This is a genomic window from Pseudomonas citronellolis (assembly GCF_900112375.1).
GTDB lineage: Bacteria > Pseudomonadota > Gammaproteobacteria > Pseudomonadales > Pseudomonadaceae > Pseudomonas > Pseudomonas citronellolis.
Map to the genome: position 1 here is coordinate 1 of NZ_FOLS01000013.1, position 15,901 is coordinate 15,901.

The 15,901-nt window shown below is 69.5% G+C and carries 16 protein-coding genes; 4 read left to right on the forward strand and 12 right to left on the reverse strand.

Features of this window, described 5'->3' with window-relative positions; translation table 11 throughout:
• Positions 1–61 precede the first annotated feature (61 nt).
• The 8 genes from BM060_RS13800 to BM060_RS13835 form a co-directional block, all read right to left on the reverse strand.
• The gene (locus BM060_RS13800; protein ID WP_074980601.1) at positions 62–1,414 is read right to left on the reverse strand and encodes an outer membrane beta-barrel protein; all 1,353 of its coding nucleotides are present in this window, start codon (positions 1,412–1,414) and stop codon (positions 62–64) included.
• Between the two features lie 90 nt (positions 1,415–1,504).
• A complete protein-coding gene (locus BM060_RS13805; protein WP_074980602.1) occupies positions 1,505–1,882 on the reverse strand; it encodes a nuclear transport factor 2 family protein in 378 nt (125 codons plus the stop codon).
• Entirely contained in the window at positions 1,872–2,756 is an 885-nt protein-coding gene (locus BM060_RS13810; protein ID WP_074980603.1) for a fumarylacetoacetate hydrolase family protein, read from the reverse strand. The genes BM060_RS13805 and BM060_RS13810 overlap by 11 nt, the downstream gene beginning before the upstream one ends.
• Before the next feature lie 10 nt (positions 2,757–2,766).
• The gene (locus BM060_RS13815) at positions 2,767–3,345 is read right to left on the reverse strand and encodes a VOC family protein (RefSeq protein WP_074980604.1); all 579 of its coding nucleotides are present in this window, start codon (positions 3,343–3,345) and stop codon (positions 2,767–2,769) included.
• Positions 3,346–3,368: 23 nt separating this feature from the next.
• A complete protein-coding gene (gene aceF / locus BM060_RS13820; RefSeq protein ID WP_074980605.1) occupies positions 3,369–4,637 on the reverse strand; it encodes a dihydrolipoyllysine-residue acetyltransferase in 1,269 nt (422 codons plus the stop codon).
• Positions 4,638–4,649: 12 nt separating this feature from the next.
• Positions 4,650–7,310, reverse strand: coding sequence for an alpha-ketoglutarate dehydrogenase (mdeB, locus tag BM060_RS13825; protein WP_074980606.1), 2,661 nt, complete (start codon positions 7,308–7,310; stop codon positions 4,650–4,652).
• A gap of 100 nt (positions 7,311–7,410) precedes the next feature.
• Entirely contained in the window at positions 7,411–7,917 is a 507-nt protein-coding gene (locus BM060_RS13830) for a flavin reductase family protein (RefSeq protein ID WP_074980607.1), read from the reverse strand.
• A 16-nt stretch (positions 7,918–7,933) separates the two neighbouring features.
• Complete coding sequence (locus BM060_RS13835; RefSeq protein WP_245323044.1) at positions 7,934–9,148, reverse strand: acyl-CoA dehydrogenase family protein; 1,215 nt, start codon at positions 9,146–9,148, stop codon at positions 7,934–7,936.
• A 481-nt stretch (positions 9,149–9,629) separates the two neighbouring features.
• Here BM060_RS13835 and BM060_RS13840 point away from each other — a divergent pair, with 481 nt between their 5' ends.
• Entirely contained in the window at positions 9,630–10,391 is a 762-nt protein-coding gene (locus BM060_RS13840) for a TetR/AcrR family transcriptional regulator (protein ID WP_074980608.1), read from the forward strand.
• Here BM060_RS13840 and BM060_RS13845 read toward each other — a convergent pair.
• Complete coding sequence (locus BM060_RS13845; RefSeq protein WP_074980609.1) at positions 10,388–10,786, reverse strand: ArsR/SmtB family transcription factor; 399 nt, start codon at positions 10,784–10,786, stop codon at positions 10,388–10,390. The two genes, BM060_RS13840 and BM060_RS13845, sit on opposite strands and share 4 nt — an antisense overlap.
• Positions 10,783–11,433, reverse strand: a complete 651-nt coding sequence (locus BM060_RS13850) for a peroxiredoxin (protein ID WP_245323042.1) — start codon at positions 11,431–11,433, stop codon at positions 10,783–10,785. Before BM060_RS13850 ends, BM060_RS13845 begins: the two co-directional genes overlap by 4 nt.
• A gap of 148 nt (positions 11,434–11,581) precedes the next feature.
• Here BM060_RS13850 and BM060_RS13855 point away from each other — a divergent pair, with 148 nt between their 5' ends.
• The 3 genes from BM060_RS13855 (at position 11,582) to BM060_RS13865 (ending at position 15,091) form a co-directional block, all read left to right on the forward strand.
• On the forward strand, positions 11,582–12,520 hold the full coding sequence (locus tag BM060_RS13855) for an MBL fold metallo-hydrolase (protein WP_074980611.1): 939 nt from the start codon (positions 11,582–11,584) through the stop codon (positions 12,518–12,520).
• 83 nt (positions 12,521–12,603) lie between these two features.
• Complete coding sequence (locus BM060_RS13860) at positions 12,604–14,286, forward strand: bifunctional protein tyrosine phosphatase family protein/NAD(P)/FAD-dependent oxidoreductase (protein WP_074980612.1); 1,683 nt, start codon at positions 12,604–12,606, stop codon at positions 14,284–14,286.
• A 10-nt stretch (positions 14,287–14,296) separates the two neighbouring features.
• Positions 14,297–15,091, forward strand: coding sequence for a sulfite exporter TauE/SafE family protein (locus BM060_RS13865; protein ID WP_074980613.1), 795 nt, complete (start codon positions 14,297–14,299; stop codon positions 15,089–15,091).
• Between the two features lie 20 nt (positions 15,092–15,111).
• On the opposite strand, the gene BM060_RS13870 is transcribed toward BM060_RS13865, so the two are convergent.
• Complete coding sequence (locus BM060_RS13870) at positions 15,112–15,345, reverse strand: metal-sensing transcriptional repressor (RefSeq protein ID WP_009623131.1); 234 nt, start codon at positions 15,343–15,345, stop codon at positions 15,112–15,114.
• Positions 15,346–15,529: 184 nt separating this feature from the next.
• A complete protein-coding gene (locus BM060_RS13875; RefSeq protein ID WP_074980614.1) occupies positions 15,530–15,727 on the reverse strand; it encodes a YgaP family membrane protein in 198 nt (65 codons plus the stop codon).
• Between the last annotated feature and the right edge of the window lie 174 nt (positions 15,728–15,901).

Below are 15,901 nucleotides of genomic sequence, written 5' to 3' on the forward strand. Positions count from 1 at the left end.
CCGCATGGGTTTCGCAGGCTCAACCCATCCTACGAAAAGCACTTCGAGGCAACGGAACGCGTCAGAAGTAATACAGCGCTTCGACCATCGTCCCCAGCCGCGTGCGATCACGGCCGTTGCCGTAGGGGCGGTCGTGGTCCCGCGCGTCGAACCAGTCGTAGCGCAGCTCCGGGCGCAGCACCAGGCTCCTGGTCACGTCCCAGCGCAGGCCGGTGGTGAGCGCGTTGTAGTTGCCGCGGGCGGTGCTGGTGGGGAACAGCGCGTAGCCGTCCGGGTCCTCGAAGTGTTCGCCACGCACGGACAGCGACACCTGTGGGTGGAACTGCCAGGTGACCACGGCGTTGGCGCCCCACCAGTGCGCGCCGTCGAAGCCCGGGCCGGTGACCACGTCGACGGTGCTGGCCTTGCCGTCGCCGGCCTGGTGGCCGTAGACCAGTTCGGCGCCCATGGACCATTGGTCGTTGAACTTGTGCCAGCCGTTGAGCGAGTGCTGCTGCTTGAGCTGGCCGCTGTCGGCGATCACCCGCGAGGGCGGCGCCTGGACGTCGGAATAGCCGTCGTTCTGTTCGTCGCCGACGAGGAATTCGTAGTCCACCCAGGTGTTCATGTCCGCCGTGCGCCAGCGCAACGCGCCCATCAGCGACTTGCTGTCGTTGTTGTCGCGCAGGTTGTTCCAGCCCTGCACCACGCCCAGTTCCAGGCCGAGGATGCCGCTGTCGTCGTTCTTCACCCGCACGCTGCCGAGCACGCCGGCCACGGTGCCCGGCTCGCTGACGAAGGCGTAGGTCTTGCTGGCGAAGGGGTTGCGGGCGAAGCGCACGTTGGGCGGGATCTCGTAGCCCTGGGCCGGGCCGAACACCCCGGCCATCAGGCTGATGCCGGGGCCGTAGGGCAGGTAGGCGGTGGCGGCGAAGTTGGGCAGCGCCAGGAACAGGTCCTCGTCCTTCTGCGCCTTGGCGGCGTCCTTCTGGTTCAGCTGCAGGCCCATGTCCCAGCCGTAGGTGCGGGCGAACTGGGCGTTGCGCCCGTAGTTGGCCTCGAAGGTGAAACCGAAGGAGAAGGCCTCGGGCCTGGGCCCGGACAAGGGGGTGATGCGCGGGATGAAGGTGCCCTGCAGGGCCTTGTCGACGAACAGGTGCAGGCTGCCCAGTTCCAGGCCTTCGTCGGACATGCCGGTGATGGGGAAGTTGCTCAGGCCGTCGCGGCGCTCGTCGTGGGTCGAGCGGTTGTTGCGCGAGTAGCCGATGTCGAGCAGGTTGGAGACGCTGATGCCGTAGTCGCGTTGCAGGCTGTCGCCGAACAGGCTGCGGAACAGCGTGCCTTCGGCGGGTTCGTCGGCCGGCTCGGCATGGCAGTCGATTATCGCGAAGGCGGCCAGCACCGCACCCAGCGCTTTCACCCGGATGTTGTTCATGGAAGTGGACTCTTGTTGTTGTTCTGTCAGTGGGGTGAGGCCCGGCGTCCCTGCCGGCGCGGGCCGTTGCCGGCCCGCGGATTCACGCAGTCAGAGGTGGGTGGCCTGGAACGCGCACTGCCGCCAGCCGCCCTCCCCGCGCAGCCACACCTGGGTGGCGTAGGCCTTCATCAGCCGCTCCTCGCCGCTCTCGCGCAGGACGATGGCCTGCTCCAGGCGGCCGCTGGCGATGGCGGTGTCGCCGAGCACGCGCACGCGCATGTCGCTGCGCTCGACGCGGAGGAAGTCGATGTGCCTGGCGACCATTTCCAGGTACTGCGCCTTGTCGTCCACCTTGCCGGTGGCGTGGACGTGCACCAGGGCGTCGTCCATCAGCGCCGCCAGGGTTTGCAGGTCGCGCTGCACCAGGGCGCGGCAGCGTTCGCTTTCCAGACGCAGGATTTCCTCGCGGATGGCTTCAGCGTGCATGGCCGTCTCCCACCGCGCGCTCGGCGCGGACGACGTTCTCGATGGCGCCCAGGCCGTCGATCTCCACCCGTACCCGGTCGCCCTCGCGCAGCCAGCGCGGCGGCTTGAAGCCCGCGCCGACGCCGCCGGGGGTGCCGCTGAAGATCACGTCGCCCGGCTCCAGGGTCATCACCTTGGACAGGTGCTCGACCTGCTGGTAGCAGTCGAAGATCAGCTCGCGGGTGTTGGACTCCTGGCGCTGCTCGTCGTTGACGAAGCAGCGGATACCCAGCTCGTGCGGGTTGCCCACCTCGTCCGGGGTGACCAGCCAGGGGCCGAAGGGCGCGTGGCCGTCGAACGACTTGCCGAGCACGAACTGCGAAGTGCGCAGCTGCCAGTCGCGCACGCTCACGTCGTTGCCCACGCAGTAGCCGAAGATCGCGTCCCGAGCCTGCTCGCGGCTGACGTGGCGGCAGCGCTTGCCGATCACGAAGACCATCTCGGCCTCGTAGTCCAGCTGCTCCGACACCAGCGGCAGGTCGATGGGCGCATAGGGGCCGTTGGCCGCGGTGTTCATCATGGCGAACCACAGCTGGTCGGCCGGCGTGGCCATGCCCGACTCGGCGACGTGGTCGGCGTAGTTCAGGCCGATGCCGAGGATCTTGCCCGGGCGCGGCAGCGGGGCCAGGAGGGTCACTTCGTCGAGGACGAAGTCGGCCTTCTGGATCTGCGCCAGGCGCTGCAGCGGCTCCTGCCAGAACTGCCATTCGCCGATCAGCCCGGCCATGTCGCGCGGCGCGGCGGACAGGTGGTCGGCGACGCGGATGATGCCGTCGCCGTTGACGATGCCGACGCCCACCAGGCCGCCGGGGGTCTTGAAGGTGCAGAGTTTCATGGTCGTTTCCTTATCCCAGTACGGTGCGGGTGCCGGTGGCAGCGGTGCCCAGCCGGCAGAGTTCGGCGTCGCTGGCGCCGCTGCGCCACAGCGCGACCATGGCGTCGGGGTCGAACTCCAGGCCGATGGGGTCGTTGGCGAAGGTTTCGCTGTGGAAGAAGGCCGCGGCGTCGGCGGCCTCGACGAAGTTGTCCACCTGCAGCTCGATGTCGTTGTGCTCCGGGTCGCGGAAGTACAGCGAGGTGGTCGGCCCGTGGTTGATGCACCAGTAGGGGCGGATGCCCTCCTGTTTCAGGCGCAGGTAGGTGTTGAGCAGGTCGGCGATGCTGGCGTAGCTGTAGGCGATGTGGTGCATGCCGGTGGTTTCCTCCGCCTTGGGCGGCAGGTGCGGCATGTTGAAGAAGGCCAGGCGGTGGTGCTCGTCGTCGTAGGTGATGAAGGTGAGGATGTCGTCCTCGAACACCAGCTCGGCCTGGAACAGCTTGCGGTACCAGTCGACCATGGCCTTGCGGTCGGCGCAGCGGAACACCAGGTGGGCCATTTTCATCGGCACGATGCGCTCGGCGGGCGTGGCTTGGGAAGCAGTCATATCCGTTCTCCTTGTTGTCGTACTCAGACCAGCACCCGGCGGAAGTCGCCGAGCAGGGTCGCCAGGTAGGCCAGGAAGCGCCCGGCCTCGGCGCCGTCCACCGCGCGGTGGTCCCAGGACAGCGACAGCGGCAGCTGCAGGCGCGGTTCGAAGGCGCTGCCGTTCCAGCGCGGTTGCAGCTCGGCGCGGCCGACGCCGAGGATCGCCACTTCCGGCGCGTTGATGATCGGCGTGAAGTGGCCGCCGCCGATGCCGCCCAGGGACGAGATCGAGAAGCAGCCGCCCTGCATCTGCGCCGGGCTCAGCTTGCCGTTGCGGGCCAGTTGCGAGAGCTCGGCCATCTCCTGCGCCAGCGCGGCGATGCCCTTGCGCTCGGCATCGCGGATCACCGGCACCACCAGGCCGTTGGGGGTGTCGGCGGCGAAGCCGATGTGGAAGTAGTGCTTCTGCACCACTTCGTCGCCCTCCAGGCTCACGTTGAACTGCGGGAAGCGTTGCAGCGCCGCCACGCAGGCCTTGATCAGGAAGGCCAGCAGGGTGACCTTGGCCTGCCCTTCGCGCGCCTCGTGGTTGAGCTGCACGCGCAGCGCCTCCAGCTCGGTGACGTCGGCCTGGCTGTGGTTGGTGACGTGGGGGATGCTCACCCAGTTGCGGTGCAGGTTGGCCGCCGAGATGCGCTTGATGCGCGACAGCGTGCGGCGCTCGACGTGGCCAAACTGGGCGAAGTCCACCTGCGGCCAGGGCAGCAGGTCGAGCCCGCCGCCGAGTTTGGCCGCAGCCGGTTGTTCACGCTGGGCCTTGACGTAGGCCAGCACGTCCTCGCGCAGCACCCGGCCGTTGGGGCCGCTGGCCGGCACCTGGTCGAGGTCCACGGCCAGTTCGCGGGCCAGCTTGCGCACCGCCGGGCCGGCCAGGGCCAGTTGTGGCTTGCGGATTTCTTCGGTGCTGGGTGCCGGGGCGGGGGCGACAGGCGCAGGAGCGGCGGCCACCGGCTCGGCTTTCGCCACGACGGGCGCAACCTCGGGAGCCACAGGTGCAGCGGGAGTAGCAGCACCCTCCCCGGCCGGCTCGATATGGGCGATCACGCTGCCGCGCGACACCTTGTCGCCCGGCTTGATCAGCACTTCGCGAATGGTGCAGGACAGGGTGCTGGGCACGTCCATCACCGCCTTGTCGGATTCGAGCACGATCAGCGGCTGTTCCACGGCGACCACGTCGCCGGCCTTGATCAGCACCTCGACCACCGGCAGGTCCTTGAAGTCGCCGATATCCGGAACCATCAGTTGTTGCATGGCATTCACTCCTCAACGGTTCCAGGGGGCGCCGGCGGCGCCGTCGATGGCGTAGCGCGCGCGGGCCTGGGCATGCTTGTCGCGGTCGATGCCGGCCAGCGCCGCCAGGGCGATGTGCTGGCGGTCCAGCTCGAAGAAGCGGCGCAACGCCGGGCGGGTGTCGCTGCGGCCGAAGCCGTCGGTGCCCAGGGCGGTGTATGGCGCCTGCAGGTAGGGCGCGATCAGCTGCGCATAGCCGCGCACGTAGTCGCTGGCGGCCACCACCGGCACCTCGCCCGGCAGGCAGGTTTGCAGGTGGCTGCGCGCCTCGCTGTCATCGCCGAACAGTTGCTCGCGCTCGACCTCGCGGGCCTCGCGGGCCAGTTCGGAGAAGCTGGTGACGCTCCAGATCTCGCTGGCCACGCCCCACTCTTCGGCGAGCAGTTCGGCGGCGCCGATGACCTCGCGCAGGATGGCCCCGGAGCCGAGCAGGCGGACCGCCGGCTTGCCCTCGCCACGGGTGCCGAACAGGCGCATGCCCTTGATCACGTCGGCGTGCTGCGCGGCGTCCAGCGGCGCCTGCACGTAGTTCTCGTTGGTCACCGTCAGGTAGTAGAACTCGTCGTGCTGCTCCTGGAGCATGCGCCGGCCGCCGTGATCGATGATCACCGCCGCCTCGCTGGCGAAGGCCGGGTCGTAGGCGCGGCAGTTGGGCACGGTGGAGGCGATCAGCTGGCTGGTGCCGTCCTGGTGCTGCAGGCCCTCGCCGGCCAGGGTGGTGCGCCCGGCCGTGGCGCCGATCAGGAAGCCGCGGGCGCGCTGGTCGGCGGCGGCCCAGATGAGGTCGCCGATGCGCTGGAAGCCGAACATCGAGTAGTAGATGTAGAACGGCAGCATGGCCACGCCGTTGACGCTGTAGGAGGTGGCCGCCGCGACCCAGGAGGAAATCGCCCCGGCCTCGGTGATGCCCTCTTCCAGCAGTTGGCCGTCGCGCGCCTCCTTGTAGTAGAGCATCGCCCCGGCGTCTTCCGGCTCGTAGAGCTGGCCGGCCGGCGAGTAGATGCCGATCTGCCGGAACAGGTTGGCCATGCCGAAGGTGCGCGCCTCGTCGGCGACGATCGGCACGATGCGCGGGCCCAGCTGCTTGTCCTTGAGTAGGTTGGAGAACAGCCGCACCACCGCGGTGGTGGTCGAGCTTTCGCGTTCGTCCGGTTGCAGGGCGAACTGCGCATAGCTCTCCAGCGCCGGCAGCGCCAAGGGTTCGGCCTGGCCGACGCGGCACGGCAGGTAGCCGCCCAGGGTTTCGCGGCGCTCGCGCAGGTAGCGCAGCTCGGCGCTGTCCTCGGCCGGCTTGTAGAAGCGCATTTCTTCCAGGGCGGCGTCGTCCAGCGGCAGGGCGAAGCGGTCGCGGAAGGCCTTGAGCGCGTCGATGTCGAGTTTCTTCTGCTGGTGCGAGGTGTTGCGCGACTCGCCGGCCTGGCCCATGCCGAAGCCTTTCTTGGTCTTGGCCAGGATCACTGTCGGCCGGCCGTCGTGCGCCTTGGCCGCGGCGAAGGCGGCGTGCAGCTTACGGAAGTCGTGGCCGCCGCGGCGCAGCCCGTCGATCTCCTCGGGGCTCATGTGCGAGACCAGCGCCTGCAGTTCCGGGTCGAGGTCGAAGAAGTGCGCGCGGTTGTAGTTGCCGTCGTTGGCGCCGAGGGTCTGGTACTGCCCATCGACGGTGTGGGCGAAGCGGCGCAGCAGCACGTGGTTGCGGTCGCGGGCGAACAGCGCGTCCCAGTCCGAGCCCCAGATCACCTTGATCACGTTCCAGCCGGCGCCGCTGAACAGCGCTTCCAGCTCCTGGATGATCTGCCCGTTGCCGCGCACCGGGCCGTCCAGGCGCTGCAGGTTGCAGTTGATCACGAAGGTCAGGTTGTCGAGCTTCTCGCGGGCGGCCAGGGACAGCGCGGCGAGGGATTCCGGCTCGTCCATCTCGCCGTCGCCGAACACGCCCCAGACGTGGCGCCGGGCGGTGTCGGCGATGCCGCGGTGCTCCAGGTAGCGGAGGAAGCGCGCCTGGTAGATGGCGCTGATCGGGCCGATGCCCATGGAGCCGGTGGGGAACTGCCAGAAGTCCGGCATCAGCCAGGGGTGCGGGTAGGAGCACAGGCCGCCGCCGTCCACTTCCTGGCGGTAGCGCTGCAGTTGTTCCTCGCCCAGGCGCCCTTCGAGGAAGGCGCGGGCGTAGACGCCGGGCGCCGAGTGCGGCTGGAAGTACACCAGGTCGCCCTTGCCGGCGGCGCTGTCGGCGCGGAAGAAGTGGTTGAAGCCGACCTCGAAGATTTCCGCCGCCGAGGCGTAGCTGGCGATGTGGCCGCCCAGCTCGCCATAGGCCTTGTTGGCCCGCGCCACCATGGCCAGGGCATTCCAGCGGATGATCGAGGTGATGCGTTCCTCCATGGCCAGGTCGCCGGGGAAGGCCGGCTGCCGCTCCAGGGGGATGCTGTTCTGGTACAGCGAATAGGGGTGCGCCGAGGGCCGCACGCCCAGGTGGCTGGCGTGCTCGGCCAGGCGTTGCAGGAGGAAGTCGACGCGCTCGCCGCCGGCGCTGCGCGCCACGGCCTCCAGGGCGTCGAGCCATTCGTGGGTTTCCTGGCGGTCGCTGTCCTGTTCGGCGCGCTCGCGGGATGATTCGGTGATCCTGGCTGTCATGGTTCTTCGCTCGATCAGGGTTTCGCAGACGCGAGCCGCCCTCCGGCGCCCCCTGCGGGGGCGCCGTGGCGTTCGCGCGGTCAATCGTCGGTGCGCGGGCCTACCAGCCTTCGCGGCTACCGTTCCATTCGGCGCCCGGCGAGCGGGCGTGCATCTGGTGGTAGCGGCCGCTGTAGAACAGCAGCGGCTTGCGCTGCTCGCCGATGCGCAGGTGTTCCACCTCGCCGATGTACAGCTGGTGGTCGCCGGCCGGGTGCACGTCCACCGTGCGCGCCACCAGTTGCACTAGGCTGCCGTCCAGCAGCGGGGTGTCCTGGTGCTGGCAGAACGGCAGCTCCAGCCCCTCCTCCGGGCGCCCGCCGAAGTGCGCGCTCAGCGGGCGCTGGGTCTCGGCGAGGAAGTTCACGCCGTAGCGCACGCCCTCCTTCACCCACTGGTTGAAGCGCGAGGCGTTGCGCACCGAGACGAGGATCAGCGGCGGCTCCAGCGACACCGACATGAAGGCGTTGGCGGTCATGCCGGCCGGCTCGCCGTCGGCGAGGTAGGTGATCACGGTGACGCCGGTGGCGAACTGGCCCATCACCGAACGCAGGAGTTTAGGGTCCATGGGGTTGCCCTCCCGGTCAGATCAGCGGGGTGACGGTGTTTTCCACGCCCAGCAGCGCCTTGCCGTACAGCTCCAGGCCGATGCTCGGCAGGGCCACGGCGTGCCGCGCGGCGGTGTTGGAGTCGCGCCACCAGCGCTGCATCGGGCTGGTCTCGGCGAAGCTACCGGCGCCGTGGGCGGTGAGCAGGATGTTGATGGCCTCGGTGATGTGGGTGTTGACCAGGCCGACGTCGGCGCGGATGCGCGCGCGGGTGGTGGCGTCGAGCTTGCGCCCCTCGCGCGCGGCGGCGTCGATCTCGTCGACGGCGCGGAAGGCGCGCAGCTCGGCGCTGTCGACCTTCAGCGCGGCCTCGGCGACCTGGGCCTGGAACAGCACCGAGTCGGTCTGCTTTTCGAACGAGGTGTAGGCGATGGCCCGGCGCGGCGCGTTGTCGATCACGTACTTCAGCGCGGCGCGGCCCAGGCCCAGTTGCGGGCCGTTGAGGATCAGCGCGGCGAAGGGCACGAACAGCGGGCGGTAGCTGGCCTCGTCCTTGAACTCGGTGGGGTATTCGCCCTCGATGGCCGCGCCCATGTTCAGCAGGCGGTGGTCGGGCACGAACACTTCCTCGGCGACGATGCAGTTGCTGCCCGAGGCGCGCATGCCGGTGGTGAACCAGGTGTCTTCGATGCAGAACTGCTCGCGCGGGATCAGCGCCAGGTACTGGGCCACCAGCGCGCCGTTGGCGTCGCGCTCCTCGGCGCCCACGGCGGCCCAGTCGGCGTGCAGGCTGCCGGAGGAGAAGTACCACTTGCCGGAGACGATCAGGCCACCCTCGACGCGGCGGGTGTTGGGGGATGCGTTGAACACGCCGGACACGCGGGCGTCGGGGTTGGCGCCGAACACCTCGTTCTGCGCGCGCTCGCTGAACAGGCCGGTGAACCAGGCGCAGACGTTGGTCAGCGCGGCCACCCAGGCGGTGCCGCCGCAGCCTTCGGCGAGCGCCGCGGACACTTCCAGGTGCGAGCGCAGGGTGCCTTCGTGGCCGCCGAAGCGCTTGGGCACCATCAGCCGGAACAGCCCGGCGTCGCGGATGGCCTGGATGTTCTCCTCGGCGGCGCGGCGATTCTTCTCCGAGTCCGCGGCGTTCTTGCGCAGCAGCGGCTGCAGCGCTTCGGCGCGCTTGACCAGTTCCTGCAGGGACGGACGCTGCTCGGCCAGCGGCAGCACGCTTACGTCGGACACTTTCATCGCTTCTTTCATGGCTTCGACCTTGTATGTCACAATGACTAAAATGTCATTCATTTGTTCTGGGCGAACGAATCCCGCCGGCCGTGGCGCCAGGGCGCACTGGATGGCAATGGATTCCTCGCGGGCAGGCGTCGGCGCTCAGGACCTTGATGGCCCCGAAGGCATACGGTTACCCGAGTGGCTAGGGATTCGGGGAAATATCAGGCGCGCGGGCGCTTGCGGCGCGGCGGCGGAGGAAGCGGGCGGGACAGGCGGGGCGGCAAGGCGTTACGGATCATTTTTCGTCTCCTGTTGTTTTTATGACGAAAGCGCCGGACCGACGAATACGCTACAGATAGAACATACTTGTCATTCCGACATTGAGCAGCAATGTAGGACAGACGCCCCGCTCGTACAAGGGGTGCGATCAAATAAATTTATCCACCCGACAATCGGCATAGTTTTTAACAATGACATTTTGTCACTCAAGGAGATAAAGCCCGTGCCAGACAGCGAGCAGCCCTCCCCCCGCGGACGGGCCAGCCCCGACCACCGCCCGAAGATGGCGGAGAAGAAACGCCTGCTGATGCGCACGCGCCTGCTCGACGCGGCGATGCGGGTATTCGCCGAGCCCGGCTCGGCCGCGCCGGTGATCGACGACGTGATCCGCGAGGCCAAGGTTTCGCGCGGCACCTTCTACCGCTACTTCGATTCCCTGGACCAGGTGCTGGTCGCCCTCGGCCAGGACCTGAGCAACCAGATGACCACCGACATCCTGCCGCTCTACGACATCCTCGAGGAGCCGTGGAAGCGCATCTCGGTGGGCTTCCGGGTATTCCTGGTGCGCGCCCTGCTGGACCGCAAGTGGGCCGGCTTCGTCACCCGCGTCGACGTCTGGCCGCACCACGCCCTGGTGGCCGAGTACATGGGCCGCGACCTGGAAAGCGGGCGCGCCGCCGGCGAACTCCACTTCGAACGCCTCGACGCCGCCACCGACTTCCTCATGGGCGCCTCGGCCCTGAGCATCCAGACCATCCTGCAGGGCGTGGAACAGCCCAACGAATACATCGACGCCTGCGTGCACATGGCCATGGCCAGCCTCGGCTACGACGCGGCCACCTGCCGGCGCGGCGTGGACTTCTCGCTCACCTACCTGCAGGACTGGGGCTCGGGCGCGCTGGAGCTGCCGCGCCCGGTGTGGTCGCTGAACCTCAACTCGCGCGAGGGCCGCGAGTTCCTCGCCTACCGCCGGCAGCAGGCCTAGCGCTCGATACGGGCGAAGCGCGCGCTCTCCCCGGGCGCCGGCGTCGCCCTGGCGGGGAGCCTGGCAACCTGCTGCAGCTGCGGATCGCCGCACAGCGCCTCGTGCAACGCTTCCAGCAGCACCTGCACGCGGGCGTCGGCCAGGCTGTAGTAGATCGAGCGGGATTCGCGGCGGGTCTTCACCAGCTGGTTCTGCCGCAGTTCGGCCAGTTGCTGCGACAGGCCGGGCTGGCGCAGGCCGAGGTCGCGTTCCAGTTCCGCCACGGAGCATTCGCCACGGGCGATCTGGCAGAGCAGCAGCAGGCGCGTCGGGTTGGCCAGCAGGCGCAGCAGTTCGGCGGCGTCGTTGGCGCGTTCCTTCAGGGCTTCCAGGCCCTCGTCGGCCGGCGCCTTCATGGTTTCTTCCAGCGGTAGTACCAGGTTTCGTCCGGGCCGGGCTCGACCTGCAACGCCTCATGGGCATCCAGGGCCACCGGCTCCAGCAGCGCGCCGCCGGGCTGCCAGCCCTCCGGCGTGGAAGCGGCGTGCCGGTCGGTGGCCTGCAGCGCGGCGACCAGGCGCAACAGCTCCTCCACCGAACGGCCGACGTTCATCGGGTACCAGCTCAGGGCACGGATGATGCCCTCCGGATCGATCACGTAACTGACCCGGGTGGTCGAGCTGTCCACCGCGTCGGGGCCGACCATGCCGTAGCCGCGGGCGATGGCCATGGAGGGGTCCTCGATGATCGGGAAGTCGATGGCCACGCCGAAGCGCTCGTGGATGTCGCGTATCCACGCCAGGTGCGAGTAGAGGCCGTCCACCGACAGCGCCAGCAGCTCGCAGCCCAGTGCGTCGAAGCGCGGCTTGGCGCGGGCGAAGGCGATGAACTCGCTGGTGCACACCGGGGTGAAGTCCGCCGGGTGGGAGAACAGCAGCAGCCAGCGGCCACGGTAGTCGCTCAGGGCGACGTCGCCGCGGGTGGTGCGGGCGCGGAACTCCGGCGCACGGTCGTTCTGGCGCAGCGGCGGCATGGAGGGAGCGGAACAGGCATTGGCTTCCACGGTGATCCAGATCCTCGGCTGAACAGGCCCGTCATGCTACCGCCCCGGCCCGGTAGCGTCGACGGCGACACTTCGACGTTTTCATAATTGCACTATTAAAGAAATAGTGTAAGCATGATTCAGGTCAATGTCGCAGGAGACGTCCCCCATGTCCGCCCTCCACGCCGATGCCGCCCTGGCCGCCGCCAGCGCACTGGTCGACGACGCCACCAGCGGCCGCGCCCCCGCCCCGCAGGTCACCTCGTTCTTCGACGAAGCCACCTTCACCGTCAGCCATGTGGTGCGCGATCCCACCAGCAACGCCTGCGCCATCATCGACAGCGTGCTCGACTTCGACCAGGCCAGCGGCCGTACCCACCAGGAGTCGGCCCTGGCCCTGGTGGAGTTCGTCCGGACCAACGACCTGCGGGTGTCCTGGCTGCTGGAAACCCACGCCCATGCCGACCACCTGTCCGCCGCGCCGCTGTTGCAGGAACGCCTGGGCGGGCGCCTGGCGATCGGCGAGCGGATCACTCGGGTGCAGCAGACCTTCGGCAAGATCTTCAACGCCGGCAGCGCCTTCGCCCGCGACGGCAGCCAGTTCGACCATCTTTTCGCGGATGGCGAAAGTTTCCGCATCGGCAACCTGCAGGCCATCGCCCTGCACGTGCCCGGGCATACCCCGGCCTGTATGGCCTACGTGATCGGCGATGCGGTGTTCCCCGGCGACACCCTGTTCATGCCCGACTACGGCACCGCGCGCTGCGACTTCCCCGGCGGCGACAGCGCCACGCTGTTCCGCTCCATCCGCCGGCTGCTCGGCCTGCCGCAGCCGGCGCGGGTGTTCCTCTGCCACGACTACAAGGCCCCCGGCCGCGACCACTACGCCTGGGAAACCAGCATCGGCGCGCAGCGCGCCGGCAACATCCACGTCCACGACGGCGTGAGCGAGGCCGCGTTCGTCGCCATGCGCGACGCCCGCGACGCCACCCTGCCGATGCCGCGCCTGATGCTGCCCTCGGTGCAGGTGAACATGCGCGGCGGCCACCTGCCGGAGCCGGAAGACAACGGCGTGCGCTACCTCAAGCTGCCGCTGAACCTGCTCTGAGCCGCCGACGGCGGGCCATGACGGCCGCTGTCCCGCCGCCCTCCCCTTGCCTTGCGCCGCCGAAAGAAGAAGAGGAATCCGCCATGCAACGTCTGCCCCTGGACGATGGCTTTTGCGTCGCCCCGCAACTGAACCCCGAAGACCTTTCCGCCCTGGCCGCCGCCGGCATCCGCAGCCTGGTCTGCAACCGCCCCGACGGCGAGGCCGACGACCAGCCGGGCAGCCAGGCCATGGCCGCGGCCGCCACCGCCCAGGGCCTGGAGTTCGCCTACCTGCCGGTGATCAGCGGCGCCATCGGCGACGCCGACGTCCACGCCTTCGCCGCCGCCCTGGAGCAGCTGCCCGGCCCGGTGCTCGCCTACTGCCGCACCGGCACCCGCTCGGCCACCCTCTGGGCGCTGTCCCAGGCCGGGCAACGGCCCCTGGACGACATACTCGCCCGCGCCGCCCGGGCCGGCTTCGACCTCGGCCAGCTGCGCCCGCGCCTGCAGGCCGCCGCCAGCCCCCGCCCGGGGCGTGGCGAGCCCACCTACGACGTGGTGGTGATCGGCGCCGGCGCCGCCGGCCTGGCTACCTGCGCCAGCCTGCTCAAGCGCCGCCAGAACCTGAGCATCTGCATGGTCGAGCCGGCCACGGAGCACTACTACCAGCCGGGCTGGACCATGGTCGGCGCCGGCGTCTTCACCCAGGACCGCACGGTGCGCCCGATGGCGGCGCTGATCCCCGACTGCGTGGCCTGGGAACGCTCCGCCGCGGCGGCCTTCGCGCCCCAGGACGACCGCGTGATCCTGGCCAACGGCGCCAGCCTGAAGTACCGCGTGCTGGTCCTGGCGCCCGGCCTGAAGCTGGACTGGAACGCCATCCCCGGCCTGGCCGACACCCTGGGGCGCAACGGCGTGACCTCCAACTACCGCTTCGACCTGGCGCCCTACACCTGGCAGCTGGTGCGCGGCCTGCACCGCGGCCGCGCGCTCTTCACCCAGCCGCCGATGCCGATCAAGTGCGCCGGCGCGCCGCAGAAGGCCATGTACCTGTCCGCCGACCACTGGCTGCGCGGTGGCCGCCTGGAGGGCATCGATATCCAGTTCCACACCGCCGGCGCCGCGCTGTTCGGCGTGGCGGACTACGTGCCGGCATTGATGGAGTACGTCGAGCGCTACCGCGCCCAGCTCAACTTCGGCTCGACCCTGGCGGCCGTCGACGGCCCGGCGCGCACCGCCACCTTCGCCCGCACCGATGCCGACGGCCAGCGCCACGAGGAAGTGCGCGAGTTCGACATGCTCCACGTGTGCCCGCCGCAGACCGCTCCAGACTTCATCCGCAGCAGCCCGCTGGCCGGCGACGGCGGCTGGATCGACGTCGACCCGGTGACCTTGCGCCATGCGCGCTTCGCCAACGTCTTCGCCCTCGGCGACGCCAGCGCCGCGCCCAACGCCAAGACCGCCGCGGCGGCGCGCAAGCAGGCGCCGGTGGTGGCGCACAACGCCCTCGCCTGCCTCGACGGCCAGCCCCTGACGGCGGCCTACGACGGCTACGGCTCCTGCCCGCTGACCGTGGAGCGCGGCAAGATCGTGCTCGCCGAGTTCGGCTACGGCGGCAAGCTGCTGCCCACCTTCCCGCGCTGGCTGCTCGATGGCCGCAAGCCGTCGCGCCTGGCCTGGCACCTGAAGTCCGAGGCGCTGCCGGGCATCTACTGGAACGCCATGCTCAAGGGCCGCGAGTGGCTCTGCGCGCCCGGCCGGCGCCGCGCCGAACAGTCCGCCTGAGGAAGCCGCGATGCCGACCCTCAGCCTGTTGCAGTACCTGCTCGGCGCCGCCGCCGGTTCGCTGGTGGGCTTCACCCTCGGCCTGGTCGGCGGGGGCGGCTCGATCCTCGCCGTGCCACTGATGGTCTACCTGGTCGGCGTCGACAACCCCCACGTCGCCATCGGCACCAGCGCCCTGGCGGTGGCCGCCAACGCCGCCGCCAACCTGCTCAACCATGCCCGCCGCGGCAACGTGAAGTGGCCCTGCGCCTCGGTGTTCGCGCTGGTCGGGGTGGTCGGCGCCTTCTTCGGCTCGTCCCTGGGCAAGGCCTTCGACGGCCAGAAGCTGCTGGTGCTGTTCGCCCTGCTGATGCTGGTGGTGGCGGCGCTGATGCTGCGCGGGCGCGCCAGCGAAGGCGACGCCGCGGTGGCCCTGGGCCGCGGCAACGCCCCGCGGCTGGCGGCATTCGGCGGCCTGGCCGGCGCCCTGTCGGGATTCTTCGGCATCGGCGGCGGCTTCCTCATCGTCCCCGGCCTGATGGCCGCCACGCGCATGCCGATCCTCTTCGCCGTGGGCAGCTCGCTGGTGGCAGTGACCGCCTTCGGCCTGACCACCGCGCTCAACTACGCGCGCTCGGGCCTGGTGGACTGGCCGCTGGCGGTGGTGTTCATCGGCGGCGGGGTGGCCGGCGGGCTGTGCGGCGCCTGGCTGGCGACGCGCCTGTCGCGCAGCCAGGGCACCCTGAACCTGGTGTCGGCGGCGATGATCGGCGCCACCGCGCTGTACATGCTCTACCGCAGCCTGGGGGCGCTGGGCGTCATATGAACGACAGGGCAACGCACCGCTCAGGTGTATTTCGTGAAGATCGCCCGGACCCGCTGCAGCGTCTGCGCCGCGTCCTGCTCCTGGTCCTCGAACGCCTCTTCCAGCAGGCAGGCGAGCAGCTCCTGGTAGGCCTTTTCCAGGGCCTTGCGCGCCGCGCGGAACTGCAGCGCGATGGTCTCGCACTCCTCGCCCCGGCGGATCATGGCCTGCAACCCGCGTATCTGGCCCTCGACCCGGGCCAGGCGGTTGAGCATCGCTTCCTGGGGGGTGATATCGCTTTTTCTGCTCACGTGTACCTTCCAACGCGCATCCCGAGGTGAAGGCTCCATGGGGTTCCCATCCACGGCAACCCGGCGCCCGGGCGTGAGGGTAGCGTTGTTCGGCGGGCACAGCCAGCCCGGCGGCGGGGCAGCCGCCGGGCATGGCCCGCGCCCGGCCTCAGGAGTGCTTGCAGCTCCCGCAGGTGCTGATGCCCAGCAGCGGATAAACCGGGCAGAAACGGAAGATGCCGGTGGCCAGCGGCACTACGCCGATCCACCCCCACCAGCCGATCACGCCGGCGAGGCTCAGCCCGATCAGCAGCAGCCCCACGACGATGCGCACAACGCGATCGATGGTCCCGACATTCGCTTTCATGACGATCTCCTTGGTCAGGTCCCGCGCTGGCCATCCAGCGCGGTGAACATGAGCGGCGCGGCTTGCCGGGCCGGGCGCCGGACGAGGGTCCAGGCGCCTGCTGCGTCAATCTGCCATCTCATTGGAAGGGCATTTCCAGCATACCCTATGGGGTATTACAGCAGTCGCTCCGGA